This window comes from Streptomyces sp. NPDC059740 (genome assembly GCF_042733155.1).
Taxonomy (GTDB): Bacteria; Actinomycetota; Actinomycetes; order Streptomycetales; family Streptomycetaceae; genus Streptomyces.
On record NZ_JBHWGP010000007.1, the window covers coordinates 155,748 to 175,426 of the forward strand.

General features: G+C 70.9%; 18 protein-coding genes. 5 read left to right on the forward strand and 13 right to left on the reverse strand.

Features of this window, described 5'->3' with window-relative positions:
- Window positions 1-14: 14 nt before the first annotated feature.
- On the forward strand, window positions 15-1,061 hold the full coding sequence (locus tag ACFV3R_RS11825; RefSeq protein WP_385579523.1) for an NAD(P)-dependent alcohol dehydrogenase: 1,047 nt from the start codon (window positions 15-17) through the stop codon (window positions 1,059-1,061).
- A 297-nt stretch (window positions 1,062-1,358) separates the two neighbouring features.
- On the opposite strand, the gene ACFV3R_RS11830 is transcribed toward ACFV3R_RS11825, so the two are convergent.
- The 5 genes from ACFV3R_RS11830 to ACFV3R_RS11850 all read right to left on the reverse strand — a co-directional run bounded on the left by ACFV3R_RS11830 (window position 1,359) and on the right by ACFV3R_RS11850 (window position 5,946).
- Entirely contained in the window at window positions 1,359-2,102 is a 744-nt protein-coding gene (locus ACFV3R_RS11830; RefSeq protein ID WP_385579526.1) for an SAM-dependent methyltransferase, read from the reverse strand.
- 320 nt (window positions 2,103-2,422) lie between these two features.
- Entirely contained in the window at window positions 2,423-2,758 is a 336-nt protein-coding gene (locus ACFV3R_RS11835; protein WP_385579529.1) for a DUF4333 domain-containing protein, read from the reverse strand.
- A 404-nt stretch (window positions 2,759-3,162) separates the two neighbouring features.
- Window positions 3,163-3,678, reverse strand: coding sequence for a GNAT family N-acetyltransferase (locus ACFV3R_RS11840; RefSeq protein WP_385579532.1), 516 nt, complete (start codon window positions 3,676-3,678; stop codon window positions 3,163-3,165).
- Window positions 3,679-3,719: 41 nt separating this feature from the next.
- Window positions 3,720-4,844: an FAD-dependent oxidoreductase gene (locus ACFV3R_RS11845; RefSeq protein ID WP_385579535.1), complete on the reverse strand. Its 1,125-nt coding sequence runs from the start codon at window positions 4,842-4,844 to the stop codon at window positions 3,720-3,722.
- A 280-nt stretch (window positions 4,845-5,124) separates the two neighbouring features.
- Window positions 5,125-5,946: a class I SAM-dependent methyltransferase gene (locus tag ACFV3R_RS11850; RefSeq protein WP_385579537.1), complete on the reverse strand. Its 822-nt coding sequence runs from the start codon at window positions 5,944-5,946 to the stop codon at window positions 5,125-5,127.
- Window positions 5,947-6,015: 69 nt separating this feature from the next.
- On the opposite strand from ACFV3R_RS11850, the gene ACFV3R_RS11855 reads away from it, so the two are divergent.
- Window positions 6,016-6,618: a TetR/AcrR family transcriptional regulator gene (locus ACFV3R_RS11855; RefSeq protein ID WP_385579540.1), complete on the forward strand. Its 603-nt coding sequence runs from the start codon at window positions 6,016-6,018 to the stop codon at window positions 6,616-6,618.
- A gap of 157 nt (window positions 6,619-6,775) precedes the next feature.
- Entirely contained in the window at window positions 6,776-7,210 is a 435-nt protein-coding gene (locus ACFV3R_RS11860) for a VOC family protein (RefSeq protein ID WP_385579543.1), read from the forward strand.
- Window positions 7,211-7,379: 169 nt separating this feature from the next.
- Here ACFV3R_RS11860 and ACFV3R_RS11865 read toward each other — a convergent pair whose 3' ends face one another.
- The 7 genes from ACFV3R_RS11865 to ACFV3R_RS11895 form a co-directional block, all read right to left on the reverse strand.
- Complete coding sequence (locus ACFV3R_RS11865) at window positions 7,380-8,363, reverse strand: DMT family transporter (protein WP_385579546.1); 984 nt, start codon at window positions 8,361-8,363, stop codon at window positions 7,380-7,382.
- A gap of 79 nt (window positions 8,364-8,442) precedes the next feature.
- Window positions 8,443-8,916 carry a GNAT family N-acetyltransferase gene (locus ACFV3R_RS11870; RefSeq protein WP_385579548.1) on the reverse strand — a complete coding sequence of 158 codons (474 nt, stop codon included), beginning with the start codon at window positions 8,914-8,916 and terminating at the stop codon, window positions 8,443-8,445.
- Between the two features lie 423 nt (window positions 8,917-9,339).
- Complete coding sequence (locus ACFV3R_RS11875; RefSeq protein ID WP_385579551.1) at window positions 9,340-9,765, reverse strand: DUF779 domain-containing protein; 426 nt, start codon at window positions 9,763-9,765, stop codon at window positions 9,340-9,342.
- Complete coding sequence (locus ACFV3R_RS11880) at window positions 9,765-11,282, reverse strand: aldehyde dehydrogenase family protein (RefSeq protein WP_385579554.1); 1,518 nt, start codon at window positions 11,280-11,282, stop codon at window positions 9,765-9,767. Before ACFV3R_RS11880 ends, ACFV3R_RS11875 begins: the two co-directional genes overlap by 1 nt.
- A gap of 110 nt (window positions 11,283-11,392) precedes the next feature.
- Window positions 11,393-12,631 (reverse strand): GAF domain-containing protein, encoded by a 1,239-nt coding sequence (locus tag ACFV3R_RS11885; protein ID WP_385579558.1) that lies wholly within the window; start codon window positions 12,629-12,631, stop codon window positions 11,393-11,395.
- Between the two features lie 274 nt (window positions 12,632-12,905).
- Window positions 12,906-13,553 carry a response regulator gene (locus ACFV3R_RS11890; protein ID WP_385579562.1) on the reverse strand — a complete coding sequence of 216 codons (648 nt, stop codon included), beginning with the start codon at window positions 13,551-13,553 and terminating at the stop codon, window positions 12,906-12,908.
- Entirely contained in the window at window positions 13,544-14,764 is a 1,221-nt protein-coding gene (locus tag ACFV3R_RS11895; protein ID WP_385579565.1) for a sensor histidine kinase, read from the reverse strand. The genes ACFV3R_RS11890 and ACFV3R_RS11895 overlap by 10 nt, the downstream gene beginning before the upstream one ends.
- Window positions 14,765-14,873: 109 nt before the next feature.
- Here ACFV3R_RS11895 and ACFV3R_RS11900 point away from each other — a divergent pair, with 109 nt between their 5' ends.
- The gene (locus ACFV3R_RS11900; protein WP_385579568.1) at window positions 14,874-16,448 is read left to right on the forward strand and encodes a serine hydrolase domain-containing protein; all 1,575 of its coding nucleotides are present in this window, start codon (window positions 14,874-14,876) and stop codon (window positions 16,446-16,448) included.
- Between the two features lie 211 nt (window positions 16,449-16,659).
- Window positions 16,660-17,700, forward strand: coding sequence for a vWA domain-containing protein (locus ACFV3R_RS11905; protein WP_385579571.1), 1,041 nt, complete (start codon window positions 16,660-16,662; stop codon window positions 17,698-17,700).
- A 203-nt stretch (window positions 17,701-17,903) separates the two neighbouring features.
- Here ACFV3R_RS11905 and ACFV3R_RS11910 read toward each other — a convergent pair whose 3' ends face one another.
- Entirely contained in the window at window positions 17,904-19,637 is a 1,734-nt protein-coding gene (locus tag ACFV3R_RS11910) for a chitinase (RefSeq protein ID WP_385579574.1), read from the reverse strand.
- Window positions 19,638-19,679 lie beyond the last annotated feature (42 nt).

Sequence of the window (19,679 nt, forward strand, 5' to 3'; positions counted from 1 at the left end):
CGGGACGGTGACCCATGAGAGCCGTAAGGCTGACGGCCTGGGGACGAGGCAGACCGACGCTCGCGGACGTCGAACCTCCCGCTCCGCGCGGACGCGAAGTGCTGGTCCGGGTGGAGGCCGCAGGGCTGTGCCAGTCCGATGTGCACGTCCTCGACGCGGCGGCCGGCGCACTCCCCTATCAGCCTCCCTTCACCCTCGGCCACGAGGTCGCCGGGCACGTCGAAGCCCTGGGCCCCGACGCCGACCGCACGGTCACGGGCGAACGCGTCGTGGTCTACGGGCCCTGGGGCTGCGGCCGTTGCGACCGCTGCGCCGCCGGACGTGACAACTACTGCGACCGGCGGGCCGGTCTCGGCTGGCACGGCATCGGGCTCGGACTCGACGGCGGGATGGCTGAGTACGTCCTCGTCCCGTCCATCCGCCACCTGGTGCCAATCGGCGAGCTGGCGGCGGACCAGGCCGCACCGCTCTCCGATGCGGCCCTGACCTCGTACCACGCGATCGCCGGGCTTCGGCAGGTGCTCGGGGAGGGCAGCGCTGTCGTGGTCATCGGGGTCGGTGGCCTCGGTCACCTGGCCGTCCAGGTCCTGCGTGCCACCACGCCGAGCCGTGTTCTCGCCCTCGACGTCCGAGAGGCGGCGCTGACGCTCGCCCACCGTTCCGGTGCCCACAGTGCGACCCTGGTACGGGCGGACACCGGTCGACGGCTTCGCGAGGCGACCGGCGGCAGGGGCGTCGACGCCGTTCTCGATTTCGTCGGCGGCAAGGCCTCACTCGAGCTCGCCACCGCGTCCCTGCGGCCGGGAGGAGAGCTCGTGGTCGTCGGCAGCGGCGGTGGTCACCTCACCGTACGCAAGCCGGGGTTGCTTCCGCCCGGCTTCCGACTCTCCCTTCCGTTCTGGGGTACGCGACCCGAACTGGCCGAAGTCGTCGCCCTGGCACGCGCCGGGGCGCTCCACGTCGAGACGGAGCAGTTCCCGCTGTCCGCGGCCGAGGAGGCGTTCGAGCTGCTGAGGAACGGTGCGATGCGAGGGCGAGCCGTGCTGGTACCCGACCCGTAGCCGACTTCCGGAGTGAGCATGGCGCAGCCGGTCCGCTGCCGCCCTGGCCTGGTCTGCACGCCGGTCGGGTCCGCCCGGGTAGCGGTGGCGGGCCGTGAACGCACCGCACCCGGTCGTCCTCCTCCGTACCGGGCCCGCTGCGAACGCGGCCGTCTTGCGCACACCCGAGGTGCACGCAGCCTGAGGGCCACGGTCGCACCTGAAGCCCGCGCGTCCCGGGCCGCGTGGCGCTGTGTGCTGTCGGGGCCGGTTCTACGTCAGGACTGTTTTCCGGACCGGGTCTGCTTCCGGGCCGGTTCAGGAACGGTCGGGTGCGCGGCGCAGGATCAGGGAGACGAAGCCCCAGGTGTCACGGTAGACGCGCAGCCATTCGGAGCGGCGGGTGGTTGCCGTCCTGAGCGCTTGCGCGCTGTCCGGATCCGCGGGATGGTCCAGGGCCCATGCGGCCAGTGCCCCCCAGCAGGCCCATTCGTAGTCGTCCAGCTCACGCCGGGTGCTGACGTGCCCATCGACGGGGACCCACCCGTCGGCGACGACGCGGTCCACGGTGCTCGCCAGGTCGGTGAAGTCCCCGAGCATCTCGATGGCCTCCTGGGAAGGGGCGCGGTCCCAGAATCCCTCACCCACAAGGACGCAGCCGCCGGGAGCCAGATGCCGGCGAGCCGCCGCGAGCGTGGGGAGCAGACCACCGAAGGCGTGCGTGGCCCCGACACTGAGCACCAGGTCGAACGATTGCGAGGACCTGAGGTCCTCGGCCTTCTGGTGGTGGAGGGTGAGGCGCTCCTGGACGCCGAGGTCGCTCGCTGCCCGACGGGCTCGTGACAGAGCGCCCTCGGAGACGTCCACGCCCTCGGCTTCCAGGTGCGGGTGCATGGCCAGGGCACGCAAGAGCCATTCCCCGCCACCGCAACCGAGGTCGAGCACACGCTCGTTGCCACCCGGTACGGCCCGTTCCAGGAGCCGGCGCACCGAGTCGTCGTCGAGCGGAGACTTGATCGGGTGATCGGCATGGGCGATGTCAGAGATCCGTTCACGGTTCACCGGCGCAGCCTGTCAACCACTCAGGCGGGACGCACCCTGTTTTTCGTCCGCGGTCCGGAGCCTGCCGAGGGCAACCGCCACTCCAGGGCCTTCGTGACTCTTGCCGGCCCCGCACCACCGGTTCTCCGCGCCCCCCTGAGACCGTGTCACCGGGGGTTTCCCACAAGATCGACGGTGGCCTCGCCCGGTCGCGGAAGCCGCAGGCCACCGCCGCCTGCGCGCTGCGGCAGGTGCGGCGGTGGCACGCTAGGGCCCGGTCGCAGTCCGGTGCGCCTGACCCTCATCCTTCTCGCGCGAGCTCAGGGCCCGGATTTCACACGTCAGCGCTTCTCCAGCAGGGCGAAGCCGAGCGAGACCTGGTCACCTTCCACCTTGTCGGCAGAGACCTCCATGGTCTTGTCCTGCTCACCGAAGACAGCGGTGCACCGGACGACCTTTCCCTCCTTCGCGGGCAGTCCGCTCGGGCAGCTCACCGAGTCCGGTGCGTCGCCGTCGAAGGGGAAGTCCTTCGTCGCCCGCTGCTCCACCTCTGCTCGCGGCACCATCTGCCCGCTGGCAGTGGCCACCGAACCGTGATCCGCCATGTTCCACACGGTCACCGCGCCAGCTACCACCACGGCAACCACGGCCAGGGCGATGATGATGCGCTTTTTCACGCTCAGCTCCTCATGTATCTTTTCGGGCCGCAATCCTCTGACCCGCTGGACGTCCCTCTCCACCTTCGCGGTGGCTCCCTTGCCCGCCGGACGGGCGCGCTGGAACGATCAGTGGGACGTCGGCCGAAGGCTTCGCGTTCTGCGGGGCAGGAACCTGTTACACGCCTGTCGACCGGCCGTTGCTTTGTTCCCGTGCTCTCGCTGACACCGGGCAGACGACGTCGCTGTGCAGGAGCCGGCACCAGATCGTGGCAGGGCGGTATCCCCTGGCACCGGCACCAACGGGCACAGGCACCGCAGTGAACAGCTGTCCGCAGCCGGGACGTCGGCAGTTGCTCACCTGGGCGCCCGGGAGCCGGAGCGGGGCCGTGCTGCGGCCCGCCCCGCCGTCGAGCAGGGGCGGATCACCACGCGTACCGGTAGCGCGTTTCCGTCAGCGTGACGTCGTCGTAGACATCGCCCTGGACGACTCCGTCGGATCGGTACCCGGCGCGTTGGTAGAAGCGGCGGGCGCCTGCGTGGTCACTGAGGACCCACAACAGCGAGGCCGTGAAGCCCTGCTGCCGCATGCGTGCATGCGTTTCGCCGAGCAGTGCGCTGCCGATGCCCTGCCCGGTGAGACCGGGGCGAACGTAGAGCGCGTAGACCTCACCTGCGTCGTCGAGTTCCGGCTCCTTGCCGCGCCAGGGCCCGAAGCTGATCCAGCCGACGGGGGTGTGCCCGTGGAGGGCTGTCAGGTCCGTCGACTGGCGCTCCGGATGGCTGAACCAGATGCGCCGCCGGCACGCGTCGTCCTCTACCGTCATGCGCGTCAGGTAGCTGCGCGGAACGAGGCCGGCGTACGCCGACTGCCAGCCCCGCACCCGGATGGCCGAGACCGCTTCGATGTCGGCTTCACGCATCTCCCGAACCTGCACCACGCAGCCACCGTACCGTCATCAGGCGCTTTCAGCAGGGCAGTTCACCGGGGTTGCTCGTCCCGGGTGAAGAAGCTGATCACGTCTTCCTCCGTGGGGTTAACGGGGAACGCCGTCTCGGCTTCGGTGACCGCGGCGCCACGGGCGAACATCGCCTGCTCGTAGGTGAAAAGGGCGGCCTCGACGTCGTCGGGGTGCGCGGCGAGGGCGGCACCGAGCTCGGCGCCGTCCAGCATGGCCAGGTTGGCGCCTTCGCCGTTCGGAGGTATGAGGTGGGCGGCGTCGCCGACCAGGGTGGCCCCGGGCACCCGGTCCCACCGGTGCCCGAGCGGCAACGTGTAGAGGGGGCGCAGGACCGGTGCGGTGTCGCCGTCGGTGATCAGGGCGGTGAGTTCGGGCGCCCAGCCGTCGAACTCCTTCGCGATCCGCGCTGCGGCCTCGCCGGAGCGGGCGAAGTCGATGTCGGCGAACCAGTCCAGGGGCTTGTTCAGGATCACGTAGGTGTGCAGAGTTCCGCCCTTCTCCCGGTGTGCGGCGATCTGCCCGCCCCCCGCTCCGAGTACGAACATCGTCCCGCCGCCGACCGTCTTCGCGACAGCGGGGTGCCGGGTCTCGGCGTCGAACAGGTAGGTCTCGACGAACGACATGCCGGTGTACTCGGGCACGGCGTCCGAGAGCAGCGGCCGGACCCGTGACCACGCGCCGTCCGCGCCGACCAGCAGCCGCGTGGCGACGGTGGTGCCGTCGGCGAAGGCCACCTCGTGGCGGCCCCCGCCGAGAGGGCGGACGCCACTGGCCTTGCGTCCCCACCTCACGGTGCCGGCCGGGAGCGAGTCGAGCAGCATCTGCCGCAGGTCACCGCGCTGCGCCTCGGGGCGTCCACCCGTGCCGTCGTCGGGTTGGTCGAGCCGGACGTTCCCTTCCCGGTCGAGGATGCGCATCGCCTGGCGGCCCTCCAGGATGATGCTGCGGAACTCGTCCATGAGGCCGGCCGCACGGACCGCCAGCTGTCCGTTGTAGTCGTGGATGTCGAGCATCCCGCCCTGCGCCCGCGCCGTCGGTGAGGGCTCCGCCTCGTAGACGGTGGCCGGGACGCCGTGGACGTGGAGGACGCGGGCGAGGGTGAGGCCGCCGAGCCCGGCGCCGATGATCGTGACATCAGTGGTCATGGTGGGTCCTTACCTGTGGCACGCCTGCCGGACGGGCACCCGGCAGGAACTTCTCCGCCAGATTTCAGGCACCTGCCGACAGAGCACCGACGACCGGCCGACAGCCCCGACAGGTGACCGGCACCGCGCCTCCGCCACCCCAGCGCCCGCCCGGACCGGGTCAGCCGGCAGGGCCGTGCAGACCTGCCCTCGTGAGGCCCGGTTCGACGCAGCCTGGGGCCTGATCCCGCTGCGGGCGTGCCGAGAGGACGGGTGACCCGCGCGCCCGCGCGGCAGCGGGTCACCGGGTGGCGGTGCGTACGGCGGTGGTCGCCAGAGTGGTGTAGTGCATGGTGAAGCGGCCGCCGAGAGCGTCGACGGCATGGCCGACCGCCTCGAGTATCTCGGCCAGCTGCTCGGAACGCAGCCGGGTCAGGCCGCCGGTGGTGGGCAGCACGTCCAGCCACTGGTCGCGCGAGTAGGACTGCTGCCAGTCGAAACGCCACTGTTCCGGCTCGCCGAACTGCTCGGTCTCGCGGATGCTGTCGGCGATCTTCGCGTATCCCGCCTGGTACGTCTCCAGCGGGCGTCGCGCCGGCTGGCTGCTGAACGGGGAGTCGGGCGCCACTCGACGGAGTGCAGCCGCGAACGGCTCGGCCACCTCGACAGGCGGCTCGTATACGTGCCCGAAGATCGCCAGGCGTCCGTCGGGACGCAGCACCCGCGCCGCCTTCGCGGCGCCGGCGGCCGGGTCCACCCAGTGCCACGACTGGGCGGCGATCAGCGCGTCGAACGCTCGGCCGGCCGACTCCCAGGCTTCAAAGGTCGCCACCTCGACCTGGAGGCCACGGGCCTGCGCGAAGCCGGCCATCCGCGCATCCGGCTCGACACCGAGCACGGAGCAGCCGGCGGCCTGGAACTGGCGGGCCGCGATGCCCGTACCGCAGCCGACGTCGAGAACGTCAGGGCCCGGGCTGCCGGCGACGACACGTGCTACCAGGTCATCGGGGTAGGGCGGCCGGGCCTGGTCGTAGCGTTCGGCATCCGCTCCGAAGGACTCAGCCATCCGTCGGGCCCGGTGCAGTTGTACCGGCTCAGGCTGCTCTCGCGGTATAGTGGGCATGCGTTCACTTTAGTGGGCGCGCGCCCATAAGCCAAGGATGCCAGACGTCTGGCGGAGGAGGACCGGTACGTGCCGACCGGGGTACATCTTCGCGACGCCCGGCAGCAGCTGTTCGACGCGGCCGAGCGCGTGCTGTTGCGGGACGGCCCGAGCGGGCTGACCAGCCGGGCCGTCACCGAGGAGGCCGCCTGCGCCAAAGGCGTCCTGCACCGGCACTTCACCGACTTCGACGCCTTCCTCACCCAGCTGGTGCTGGACCGGGCCGCACAACTCGACCGGCACGCGGACGCGCTGCGCGAGACCGTCGGCACCGCCACCGTGGCCGACAACCTCACCAGTGCCCTGACCGCCTTCTTCGGACCGGTTCCCGTGGCGATCATCCCGCTCATCACCTTCCGGGACGCGTTGCGCGCGAGCCTGCGGGACACAGTGCCCGGGGGTGGCATCGCCATCCTCGCCCAGGTCACCGCCGCGGTCCGCGCCTACCTGGCCGACGAACGCGAACTGGGCCGTATCTCGGCCGACGCCGACATCGACTCACTCACCCTCTCCCTGGTCGGTGGCGGGCACCTCCTGTTCGCCGACCGGGACCACAACCCACCGACCAGGGCCGCCGTCAACAAGCTCGTGAGCTCGGCTCTCTCCGACGTCGTGCAACAGCGGCCACGCTGAACCCACCGCGAAGGTCTGCTCCGCCTCCGGCCGGGGACGACCCCCGACAGGGCACGCCGACGCCCTCGTCACTCCTCGCCCGGGGGCCGGCCGCATGCCACCCAGTGCCACGGGAATTTCCCGTGCAGAGGTCGAGCACCCCCTCTACGATGATCCGGTGGTTTCGGTCAAGCAGGTACAAGTCACGTTCGACTGCGCAGAACCTGAGCGCGTCGCTCGTTTCTGGTGCGAGGTGCTGGGTTACGTCGTGCCACCGGTCCCGGAGGGCTTTGCCACTTGGGACGATTTCGATCGCTCCCTTCCGCCCGAGCGTCAGGGGGCAGCCTTCGCCTGCGTGGACCCGTCAGGTGTGGGCCCGCGGCTGTTCTTCCAGCGCGTTCCGGAAGGCAAGGTCGTCAAGAACCGGGTCCATCTCGACGTGCGGGCCGGCACCGGGCTCGTGGGGGAAGAGCGGGTGGCCGCGCTCGAGGCCGAGTGCGCACGACTGGTCGCGCTCGGTGCGGTGCGCATGCATCTCCTGCCTGCCGACGACGTCAACGAGTCGTGCCTCCTGATGCAGGACGTCGAGGGGAACGAGTTCTGCCTCGACTGAGCGGCGGCAGACCTGGCACCGTGGCGCGCCGACCGGGCAGTTCGCCCTCACTGAAGGTTGCCGTCCCGCGGTGCGGCCACGGTTCCGGTCCGGTGCGACCTGCCCGGTCCGCGCTCGGCGGACCGCGCGTCCGGGCAGGTGCGCCCCACCGCAGCCGGTCAGATCCCCCTCATGCCGCCATCCCGGCCTCGTCGGTGACGTGGATTTCGACCACCGGACGCCTGCGGGTGCGCTGGATGGCCAACAGCACGCCACCGACCAGCAGGACGATCCCCACCACCTCCGACAGTGGCGGCATGCGGCGATACCAGGTGAAGACGTAGATCAGGCCGGAGATCATCTGGACGACGGCGAGCTGCCCGGCGATGGAGATCGGCACCAGGCCCGAGGAGCGGTTCCAGAGCACCGTGCCGACCCAGGAGACGAGGACGCCGAGAACCAGACTGCCGATGAGGACGGGGACGAGGTCGACCCGGTCGAGGTGTATGCCGCCGGAGACCGCGGCCACCGGCAGGGAGACCGACGAGAGCGCCAGCGTGCACACACCCATGAGCGTGGACCACGTGGACGACGAGATCTCCGGGTGCCTTCGGAGGAAGTCGGCGTTGGCCACCGCGTAGCCCGTCCACAGGACGAGCGCCGTCAACGCCGAAGCGATGCCGATCACCCAGGTCGGCCCGGAACGACCGTTGAAGGCAGTCCCCCAGTCGACCTCCTTGAGGTTGACCAGGATCAGGCCGACCGCGATGAAGCCGAGCGGAAGCAGCAGGCGTGCGAGCGGGAACTCCTTGCGGAGCCAGTTGCCGGTCAGTGCGACGGTCACCGGCAGCGTGCCGAGGATCACTGTCGTGATGGGCGATCCCGCATGGGTGATCCCCTGCACCAGGAAGAAGTAGTAGCCCAGGTGACCGGCGAACGCGAACACCAGCGCCGTGCCCCAGACACGCCGGCCCAGGCCGCGGATACCGGCGCCGCGCGTGACGGCGACGATGCCGACCGACACCACTCCGAAGCAGAAGTACCGCCCCAGCGCGAGTACGACGGAGGCCGAGGAAGGGAGCATCAGCGGTATCAGGAAGGCCAGGCCCCAGAGCATGTTGGCGCTGATGCCGCACAGCACCCCGATGAGAACTGACGGTGTTTGGGTACGCATCTCACTGCTTCTTCGTTCTGTGTGCCGTCCGGGTCCGGTTGCCGCCGGGGATCAGCGGGCATCCCGGTCGTCAGCGCGGTCATGAGACGTCTCGTCCGCCGACGTCGTAGTGGTAACGGAACTTCGCCTTCGCTGTGGCGCCCATGCGCTGGTAGAAGCCGACGCCGAGCGCGTTGTCCGTGGGAGTCTGCCACTCGGCCCAACCGCAACCACGGGCCAGGGCGAACTCCCTCAGCCGCTCCAGGAAGACGCGGCCCAGCCCCATCCCGCGATACGGCTCGCGGAGGTAGAGGCAGTCCATGTGGGCGAAGGGTTGGGCGCTCCAGGTGGCGTAGTCGACGGTGACGGTCATGAAACCGCAGGGTTCCCGGCCCGCGGTCGCCATCCAACCGTGCAGCGTCGCCGGCTCCGCGAACAGCGCCGAGCGCCAGCGCTCGACCTGGCCGTTCTCACGGAAGTCCGCCTTCTCGTAGGCCGCGTGCTCGCGACACAGCGCCAGGAGTGCGTCCAGGTGGCGTGACTTGATCGGCTCGACCTTGATGTCGCGGCTCATACCCGCTCCCGGAAGGCCGGGCACGACGCGTACGTCGGCGCGTGCACGCGGCGACGCTCACCCCCCGCGGGCCGGCGGCCTCCCTGTGCCCGTTCCCCTCCGCGCTGCCTCAGCCCGTCACTGCCGCAGGCCTCCTCGACAGACTTGGTTTCCGTCGCGGGACTTCTCACGCCACCCCCTCCAACGATTCCTCCGTGAGCGCCGACAGCCCGCACGGTCGACGGGGCCATCGGATCACAGAGAGGTGAGGGGTGAACTATGTGCGGCCGCCCCCCGTTTGCTGCGCAGGATGCGAAGAACACGACCGGAAAACGAGCCCAATTGGCGGGAACGCCGGTCCTGGTCCGTGCAGGCCGGACGGGCCGTCCCCGAGCACCGGCGGGACGCGCGGGGACGGCGCGCGCCCCGCCGGGCGGCTCGAAGCTACCCCTCCTCCCCCACGTCCGCTCCCGTCGGCAGGGGCGGTTCCCTCTCAAGCAGTCGGACCTCCCGGTCGGTCAGCAGCCGCGACCTGAGGAGGAACCGGACCCCTTCGGGCGCCTCCAGGGAGAAGCCGGAGCCCCGCCCCGGGACCACGTCCACGGTCAGGTGGGTGTGGCGCCAGTAGGTGTACTGGTCGGAGCTCATCCAGAACGGCGTGCCGCCGTACACCAGGCCGAGCAGCACGTCACGGCTCCCGACCCGGAAATCGCCCCGCGGGTAGCACATCGGTGAACTGCCGTCGCAGCAACCACCGGACTGGTGGAACATCACGGGCCCGTGCTGGGCCGTGAGGCGCTGCAGCAGCTCCCGCGCGGCACCGGTCAGCGCGACCCGCTCCACCCGCTCGCCCCGCTCCACACACGCCATCAGAAGAGTCCGAGCTTTTTCGGTGCGTAGCTGACCAGGAGGTTCTTGGTCTGCTGGTAGTGGTCGAGCATGCGCAGGTGGTTCTCCCGGCCGATACCGGACTTCTTGTATCCACCGAAGGCCGCGTGCGCCGGGTAGGCGTGGTAGCAGTTGGTCCAGACGCGTCCGGCCTTGATCGCCCGGCCGAGCCGGTAGGCGGTGGAACCGTCCCGGGTCCAGACCCCCGCGCCCAGCCCGTACAGCGTGTCGTTGGCGATGCGGACCGCCTCGTCCACCGAGTCGTAGGTGGTGACCGCGACCACCGGGCCGAAGATCTCCTCCTGGAAGACGCGCATGTCGTTGGTGCCCCGGAAGATGGTCGGCTCCACGTAGTAGCCGTCCTCCAGGCCCTCGACGGTGCGTGGGCCACCGCCGGTGAGGACCTCCGCCCCCTCCTTGGTGCCGATGTCGATGTAGGAGAGGATCTTCTCGTACTGGTCGTTGCTCGCCTGCGCCCCGATCATGGTCGCCGGGTCCAGCGGGTTGCCGCCGGTGATGGCGCGGGTGCGGGCCACGCAGCGGGCCATGAACTCCTCGTAGATCGAGCTGTGGATCAGGGCACGGGAGGGGCAGGTGCACACCTCGCCCTGGTTGAGGGCGAACATCACGAACCCCTCGACCGCCTTGTCCAGGAAGTCGTCGTCCGCCGCCGTCACGTCGGGCAGGAAGACGTTGGGGCTCTTGCCTCCCAGTTCCAGCGTGACGGGGATGATGTTCTCGCTGGCGTACTGCATGATCAGCCGCCCGGTGGTGGTCTCCCCCGTGAAGGCCACCTTCGCCACCCGCGGGCTGGACGCGAGCGGCTTGCCCGCCTCGGTGCCGAAGCCGTTGACGACGTTCACCACGCCGTCGGGCAGCAGGTCGGCGATCAGGTCGATGAGCAGCATGATGCTGGCCGGGGTCTGCTCGGCCGGTTTGATCACGACGCAGTTGCCCGCCGCGAGCGCCGGCGCAAGCTTCCAGGTGGCCATCAGCAGCGGGAAGTTCCAGGGGATGATCTGTCCGACCACGCCGAGCGGTTCGGCGAAGTGGTAGGCCACGGTGTCCTCGTCGATCTGCGAGAGGGAGCCCTCCTGTGCACGCAGAGCGCCGGCGAAGTACCGGAAGTGGTCGACGGCCAGTGGCAGGTCGGCGGCCAGCGTCTCCCGGACCGGTTTGCCGTTCTCCCAGGTCTCGGCGACCGCCAGCCGCTCCAGGTTCTCCTCGATGCGGTCGGCGATGCGGTGCAGGACCAGGGACCTCTGAGCCGCCGGTGTGCTCCCCCACCGGTCCGCGGCCCGGTGCGCCGCGTCCAGCGCGAGTTCCACATCCTCCGCGGTGGAGCGGGCCACCCGGCAGAAGGTCCGGCCGTCCACCGGCGACGGGTTGTCGAGGTAGCGGCCCTGGACGGGAGCGACCCAGGAGCCGCCGATGAAGTTCTCGTACTGGTCGGCGTAGCTGACGACGCTGCCCTCGTCACCCGGCTTGGCGTAGACCATCGTTCCTCCTCGCAGCTCACGAAGCCGGGGGCGTCCGGTGCCGCCCGGCCGCTCGGCAGGGTGCCGTCCGGAGGTTGGTGAAAGGTTGGCGCCGGCCGTGCCGCGGCCCGCTACGAGGCGCAGCCCGCCAAGCGGGCCAGCACCAGGGCGCGCCGGGGGTCGCGGGGGCCGAGCAGGTCGAGTGCCCTGCGGTGGACGGCGCAGCTGTCGGGGAAGCGCTCCCCGTACGCCACCGCGTCGTCGGCGGTCCCGCTCTGCAGCACCGCCTCCTGGAGGGCCACCGCCAGGTGGTCACGCCACTCCCTGACACCGGGCGCGTCGGAGCGCGGCAGCAGGGGGCCTCGCCCGAGGCGGACGGCGGTGGCGACGTCGCCGCACCGCAGGGCGTCGAGCAACCGGGTCGCGTCACAGGCGATCGGGTGCGACAGGCGGTAGCTGCGGGTGGTGAGCAGGCCGCCGAGGCTCTGCCGCAGACGTGACACCTCCGCTTTGAAGGTCGAGGTGCTGACGGGACGTTCGCCGTACAGGGCGTCGCGGAGCTCCTCGGGTGGGTAGCCGCGCGGCCGGAGCGCGAGCAGGGTGAGGATCTCCAGTTGGCGGGGCGGTATCCGCAAGGGCACGCCCTCCCGTGTCACCCTCGGCTCGCCCAGGCAGGTCAGGCTGACCGCGCCCTGCGGGGCGGACGACCGGGGTGGCCGGGGCGGGAGGTCGCCTGCCAGGCCCACCTCGACGGCGCGGGCGAGGCCACGCACGGTGGACATCGCCAGCGGGTGCGAACGGTCCCAGGTGGTGGACAGGTCCAGCACCCCGAGGACCTGGCCGTCCGGCGCGGTCAGCGGTGCGCAGTAGCAGACCCATCCGTGCAGTGCGGCGACCAGGTGCTCGGCGGAGAACACGGTGTGCGGCAGACCGGTCCGCAGGGCCAGCGAGAGGGCGTTGGTGCCCATCGCGCTCTCGTCCCAGCGGCCTCCCGGCGCGAAGTTGACGTGTTCGGCGGCCCGCCGCATGACGCGCCCGCCGCAGGTCCACAGGATGGTGCCGGTCGAGTCGGTGACGGCGGCCACGAAGCCCGCGTCCTCGGCGACGCTGTGCAACTCGGCGGCGATCGTCTCCACCGGCCTGCGCAGCGGTGAGTCGCACCACCGGCGGTCCACCGGCCCGCCGGTGTGGCTGGGCGCGCTGGCCCGTTCCGGGTCGACCTGCCCGAAGGAGCGTCGCCAGGAGTCCGCCACCGTGGTCCGCACGATGCGTGGGGGCTCCGGCGGGGGGACCTTCGCGCCGGGCACCGCTCGTGCCCACGCGTCCTCCAGGGCGGCCCGGCGCCTGCGCAGTTCGGTGCTGGGGGTCATGACGCTCCCGACTTCCTCGTCGCTCCCGTCACCGCCCATTATCGGCACGGGAGGCGGTGCCGTCACCGGCTGGGCACGGCGGCGCCCGGTGACGTGGCCGGACGCGGCTCCCCCCGGCCGGCCGTGCGGCGAGCGGGGGCCGGGCTCGGGGGCGCCGCACACAGGGGCACTGCGCAGGGACGGGAGGGCGGCCCGGCTCTGCTGCGGTGTGGGCCTTCCGCGCCGCCCCCACCGCAGTCCGTGCCCTGCTGCCTCCACTCCCGGGTGGGGTGGGTCAGGCCCGCAGGTAGGTGAGGACTGCCAGGACGCGGCGGTGTCCCCGGCCGTCCAGGTGGAGTTCGAGTTTCTGCAGGATGTTGCCGACGTGCTTGTTCACCGCGGCCTCGGTGACGTGCAACACGCGGGCGATGGCCGCGTTGTTGTGCCCCTCGGCCATCAGCGCGAGGACCTGACGCTCGCGCGGGGTGAGGCGTTGCAACGGGTCGCGGCGGCGGTTGAGGAGTTGGCCGACCACCTCGGGGTCCACGACCGTCGCGCCCCGTGCCACCCGGGTCACCGCGTCGACGAACTCGCTGACGGCGCTGACGCGGTCCTTGAGGAGGTAGCCGACGCCGGCGTCGCTTCCCAGGTCGGGGAGGTGGGCGGCGTAGGACTGCTCGATGTACTGGCTCAGCACCAGGACGGGCAGGGCGGGGTGCTCCCTGCGGAGGGTGATGGCGGCGCGCAGGCCGTCGTCGGCCTTCCCCGGTGGCATGCGGACGTCGGTGACCACGATGTCGGGGCGGTGCGCACGCACCGCGGTGACCAGGGCGTCCGCGTCGCCGACCGCGGCGAGCACCTGGTGGCCGAAGCGGGTGAGCACGCCGACCAGGCCGTCCCGCATGAGTGCGGAGTCCTCGGCGACGATCACGGTCAGCGGCACGGCAGCTCCACGTGGAGGAGGGTGGGCCCGCCCGGCGGGCTGGACAGCCGCAGTCTGCCCTCCGCGGCGGCGACGCGGTCGGCCAGCCCGACCAGTCCGGTACCCGTCTGCGGGGACGCTCCCCCGGTGCCGTCGTCGCTGACGGAGAGGGTGAGGACGTCGTGGTGCAGGCGGGCATGCACCTCCACGCGGGTCGCCTCACTGTGTTTGGTGGCGTTGGCCAGAGCCTCGGCGACGACGAAGTACGCCGTGGTCTCCACGGGCACCGCCATACGGTGCGAGAGGCGGATGTCGACGGCGACCGGCAGGGCCGAGCGCGCCGCCAGGTTCCCCACCGCGGCGGCAAGGCCCTGGTCGGTGAGGGCCTTGGGGTGGACACCACGGCTGAGCTCCCGCAACTCCTCGACGACGAGCGTGACCTGGTCCTGTGCGTCGGCGAGCTGCGCCGCCAACCGGGAGTCCGAGGGAGTGTCGAGGCGGGCCTGGCCCAGGAGCATGTTGAGCGAGACCAGCCGCTGCTGGGCCCCGTCGTGCAGATCCCGTTCGATGCGTCGCCGTTCAGCGTCGAAGGCGTCGACCAGCCGCGCCCTGGAGGCCCGCACATCGGTGAGCTCCCGCCCCAGTTCGCTGTCCCGCGGCGTCAGCATCAGACGGGTCACCGCGGCCCTGGCGCCGGCCCACGCGGTGATGGTGTACGGCGCGGCGGCGAGGAGGAGAAGGCCGACGACCGCGAGCGGCCAGGCGCCCGGGTCGTCGAGGGGGGACGTCATCACCAGCACGGGTACGACGAGGGCGAAGCCGAGGACGAGGAGGTCCATCCACCACAGGGCGGTCGCCGAGACCGCGGTGAACCCCAGTTCGCGCCAGGTCGCCGGCTCCCGCAGCCGGGTCCGCAGCCAGGCGAGGGGACCGGAGCGGTCGGGGCAACGGTGCGGGTCCGGCACCGGGTCCAGGTCCACCAGGCGCAGGCGCCACCGTTCGAAGCGGGTGACGGCGACCCCGGACAACGCCACACCGAGCAGGACCGCCGCTCCCACCAGCAGCACCAGCGAGACGATGCCGGCGGCCAGGGCGAGGACGAGGACCGCGGTGGTGACGGAGCCGAAGGCGACCCCGGAGAGCAGATAGGCCAGGGACCGCCAGGGCCAACTGGAACGGAGCACCTTCAGCGGGTTCTGTCCGAGCGCCTGCCAGGCGGTTCGATATCGCACCGTTCGACCCTAGTGAGCCGAGGGACTTCGCACGGTAGTGCGGGCACTACCTTCGTGCTCTCCCGTACGCCAGTGCGCGCGGGCGGGGCGGGCGGGTCCACTGGTCCCCATGAAGACGTTCACCTTCCGTGCGGGTGCGGGGCGTGGGGCAGGGGCCGTGGTGGCCGCGCTCGGCATCACGGTCGCGCTCGCCGTACCGGGCGCCTGCGCCGCGCCGTCCGCCGGCACCCTGGATCCGGCCTCGATCGACCGTTTCGTCCACGACTACGTCGCAGCGACCGGGCTGCCGGGGGCGGTGGTCGCGGTGACCAGGGGCAACCGGGTCGTCCACACCGCCGGATACGGGCACACCGCTGCCGGGCAGGCCATGACGGCGCGGACGCGGGTGCCCGTGGCCTCGCTGTCGAAGGCCATGACCGCAGTGGCCGTCATGCAGCTGGTCGAGGCCGGCAGGGTCGACCTGGACCGGCCCGTGCACCGCTACCTGCCCGAGTTCGTCATGGCAGACCGGCGAGCGGAGCGGATCACGGTCCGGCAGCTGCTGACCCAGACCTCGGGTATGGCCGACTCCGCCTACCCCGACCTGACCCGGGCCCAGCCGCACACCCTGAAGGAGGCGGTCGCCGCGATGCGCGGGGCCCACCTCGCCGCGGCGCCGGGCAGCGAGTACCACTACCACAACCCCAACTACTTCGTGGCGGCCCGCCTGGTGGAGGTGGTCAGTGGCCAGCCCTTCGCCGCTCGCCTGTCCGCCGGCGTCTTCGAACCGCTGGGGATGACGCACACCACCTCCGTGAACACCACCGCCGAGATGCCCGACCGGGCGCGGGGTTACGTGCGCGCCTACGGGACGACCCTGCGCCGGCCGCATCCCCTCTGGTTCACGGCGGGGGGCCACGGTGTCGTCACCACCGCGGAGGACCTCTCCCGGTGGCTGATCGCCCAGAACGACCACGGGCTGTCCGCCGAGGGCCACCGCATCGTGAGTGCGCGGACGATGGAACTCACGCACACCCCTCCGAAGGTGCCCGGGGACACCGACTACGCGATGGGCTGGTCCTACGACCGGCAGGACGACGGGTTCGAGGAGATCCAGCACACCGGCGAGCTCCTGACCCACAACTCGATGGCGACCCTGCTGCCCGACGCCGGGGTCGGCATCGCGGTGGTCACCGACACCGGCATGATCTCCGGCGACGACGCGCCGCAGATCACGCAGGGGCTGGTCGAACTCGCCCGGGGACGTGCCGCGGAAGTGGCCGAGCCCTTCTCGATGACGGCCGACCGGGTCCTGGCGGCCCTCACCCTCCTCTCGGCGTGTCTGGGTCTCCTCGGAGTACTGCGTGCACGCCGGTGGGCGCGGCGGGTGGCGGCGCGACCATGGTGGCGTGGACTGTTGCGGGTCCTGCCGCAGGCCCTCCCGATACTCTTCCTCAGTCAACTCGCCACGTTGATGGGTCTGTTGATGAACCGCGTGGGAACCCTGACCCAGGTCGCCTACGCCTGGCCGGCCCTCGTCGTCCTCGCGGCCGTCGGCGCCCTCGCCTCCGCCGCGGTCGTCATCGCGCGGGCCTTCGCCGTCTTCTCGCGCCTCCGGCGCGGCCGGCACGGGGGTGGGGGCGGCCTCGCGTGGCGCAGGCGTACGGCAGGAGAGAGCGAGGGAGGGCGTCACCTTCCCCGCTGACGGAGTGGTTCCGGGCCCCTGGCGTCCGGCTGGAAGTCGAGCGCCGCCCGGCGCACGGCGGAACTCCGTCCGGGCCGCGCCGGCAGCCCGGACGGCTCGTCCCCATTCGCGTCCCGGGCGTTCCGCTGCGGCATCCGACCCGGTGCTCACCCTCGATTGTCAGTGGTGGGTGGGAAGGTGAGTACATCAAGACGGAGAAGGGGGAGGACTCATGTCCGGGAACCAGAACTACATCAATCACGTCGCTCTTGTGCTGGATGCCAGCTCGTCCATGTCACACCTGAGCCACAAGGTCGTCGAGGTCGCCGACCAACAGATTGCCTATCTGGCCCGCCGGTCCAAGGAACTGGACCAGGAAACCCGCGTCACGGTGTACGTCTTCGCGGACAAGGTGGAATGCGTCATCTACGACAAGGACGTGTTGCGGATGCCGTCCTTGAAGCAGCTGTACCGGGTGGGCGGAATGACGGCGCTGCTGGCGGCCACGCTGAAGTCACAGCAGGAGCTGGCGCAGACGGCGCAGCTCTACGGGGACCACAGCTTCCTGACCTTCGTCCTGACCGACGGGCAGGAGAACGCAAGTCACCGCTCCCCGGACGCGCCCGCCAGGGACCCGCGGGAACTGGTGCAGGCGGTGGCCAGGATGAGCGCGACGCAGGAGGACAACTGGACGCTGGCCGTGCTGGTGCCGGACCAGATGGGCAAACGCGAAGCCATGCAGTGCGGTTTCCCGAAGGACAACATCGCCATCTGGGACGCCACGAGCACGCAGGGCCTGGAGGAGGCCGGTCAGGTCATCAAACAGGCGACGGAGAACTTCATGGTGGGTCGCGCCCGGGGTATCCGGGGATCGCGGGCGGTTTTCTCCACGGGCGCCGAGGCCGTCAACGAGGGCACCATCAAGGCAGCCGGCCTCACCCCGCTCGGTCCGTCCCAGTACCAGCTGATACCGGTGGCTCGCGACGCGGCGATCCGGGAATGGGTCATCGAATGCGGCCACACTTTCCGTACCGGATGTGCTTTCTACCAGCTGAGTAAGTCGGAGAAGATTCAGGCGCGGAAGCAGATCGCGGTACTGGAGAAGAAGACGGACCGGGTGTACACGGGCCCGGAGGCCCGCACCCTGCTCGGCCTGCCGGATTCGGAGGTCCGCGTCAAGCCGGACCACAACGACGACTTCACCATCTTCGTGCAGAGCACGAGCGTGAACCGGAAGCTGGTGCCCCACACGCGGCTGCTGCTCATGATCTGAGGCCTCGCCGGCCCCGTCGGCGGGGGCTGGACCACCTCCGCCCGCCACCGGCGCGCACCACGCGCCACGTGCGGCTGCGAGACTTCCCGCAGCCGCGCGCTGCGTCCCCCTACCGGGAGGGCGTGGCACAGCCGATCGGCACGGCCGTGAACACACAGCCGCGCCGATCCCGCTCCCGGGAGGAGGTGCACCACAGTGCGTACCTACGGGAGGGCGTGGACGTGCGGCCCGACCGTGTTGGACCAGGCGTTCCCGGAGGAGGCGTCCCAGTTGGTGGACCAGGTCATCGCCCCGCGCAGCGCCGGGTAGGTCTTGGCCGGTTTGAACGCACCGCAGCCCGTGCCCCTGGTCAGGCAGTCGAGTGCGTTGTTGACGACCGTCGGTGAGACGTAGCCGCTGCCGGCGCCGCTTGTCGAGGCGGGCAGCCCGAGGCCCACCTGCGAGGGGTCGAGTCCACCCTGGAGTTGGATGCAGGCGAGCGCGGTGAGGAAGTCCACCGATCCCTGCGAGTACACCTTGCCGTCACAGCCCAGCATCGAACCGCTGTTGTAGTACTGCATGTTGACGACAGTGAGGATGTCCTTGATGTTCAGCGCCGTCTGGAAGTACGAGCCCGAGGTGGACTGCATGTCGATGGTCTGGGGAGCCATGGTGATCACGGCCTTGCCGCCGGCCTTCTGGGAAAGGGTGCGCAGCGCCTGGGACATGTAGGTGGCGTTGAGTCCGTTCTCCAGGTCGATGTCGACGCCGTCGAAGCCGTAGGTCTGCATCAGCGAGTAGACGCTGTTGGCGAAGTTGGAGGCCGATGTCGTGTCGGAGACCGAGACCGTGCCGTTCTGCCCGCCCACCGAGATCACCACGGACTTGCCTGCGGCCTGTTTCGCCTTGATGTCCGCCTTGAACTGATCGACGGTGTAGCCGCCCAGGCCGGCGGAGTCGAGGTTGAAGGTGACGGCGCCCGGCGTCGTCGTGGCGTCGGCGAAGGCTACCGCGATGATGTCGTACTGGCTGGGGACGTCGCTGATCCTCTGGACCGCCGCGCCGTTGTTGAAGTTCTGCCAGTACCCCGTCACCGCGTGCTTGGGGACGCTGGGGTGGGTGCCGCCGTCGCCGCCGCCCGGGGCCGTCGTGGCCTTCACCGCGGCGGACTTGGGTGACTCGCCTGCCGCGTTGCTCGCCGTCACCTGGAACTGGTAGGCCGTGGCGGCGGCGAGTCCTGCGACCGTGGCGGAGGCACCGGACGCCGTCTGGACCTTCGTACCGTTCTGGTAGACGGTGTAGCTCGTCGCCCCGCTCACCGCGGTCCAGGACAGCGCCACCGACGAGGACGTCACCGTGCCGACCCCGAGTCCCGTCGGGGCGGCCGGGACGGTGGGGCCGGGGTCACTGCCGCCCCCGCCGTCCGGGCCGAGGACGCTGATGTCGTCGGCGTAGTAGGCGGGCTGCCCGTACCAGCCGTGCGTGTAGACCGTGACCGACGTGGTGTTCGGCCCGGTGGTGAAGCTGGTGGACAGCTGCTGGTAGCCGGAGGTGCCGGCGGTCCACGTCGAGACGTCGGTGGTCCCGGTCCCGGAGGCCCCGAGGTAGACGTAGGAGCCCTGGACCCATTCGGAGAGCCGGTAGGTGGAGTTCGGCTTCACCGTCACCAGCTGGGAGCACTGGGCGTTGTCGGAACCGGCCGGTGTTCCTTTCAGGGCGAGGCCGCCGCCGTGCACCGGGCTGCTGACGGTGGTCCCACTGCCGGACGAACAGGTCCAGCCGCTCAGGCCGGACTCGTAACCGGCGTTGCGGGCGACGTTGACGTCGGCCTGGGCGGCCGCGGTGGCGGTACCGGGCGCCGTGACGGTGGCGAGCGCCGCAGCGGCCAGGGCCGCCAGCACCGGGGTGAACCAGCGTCTGTGACGGGTGGGAAGGGACTGGGATAGGGCACGGAACATGGCTGTCTCCGGGTCGTGAAAGCGGGGTGTCGCCGGACGGCA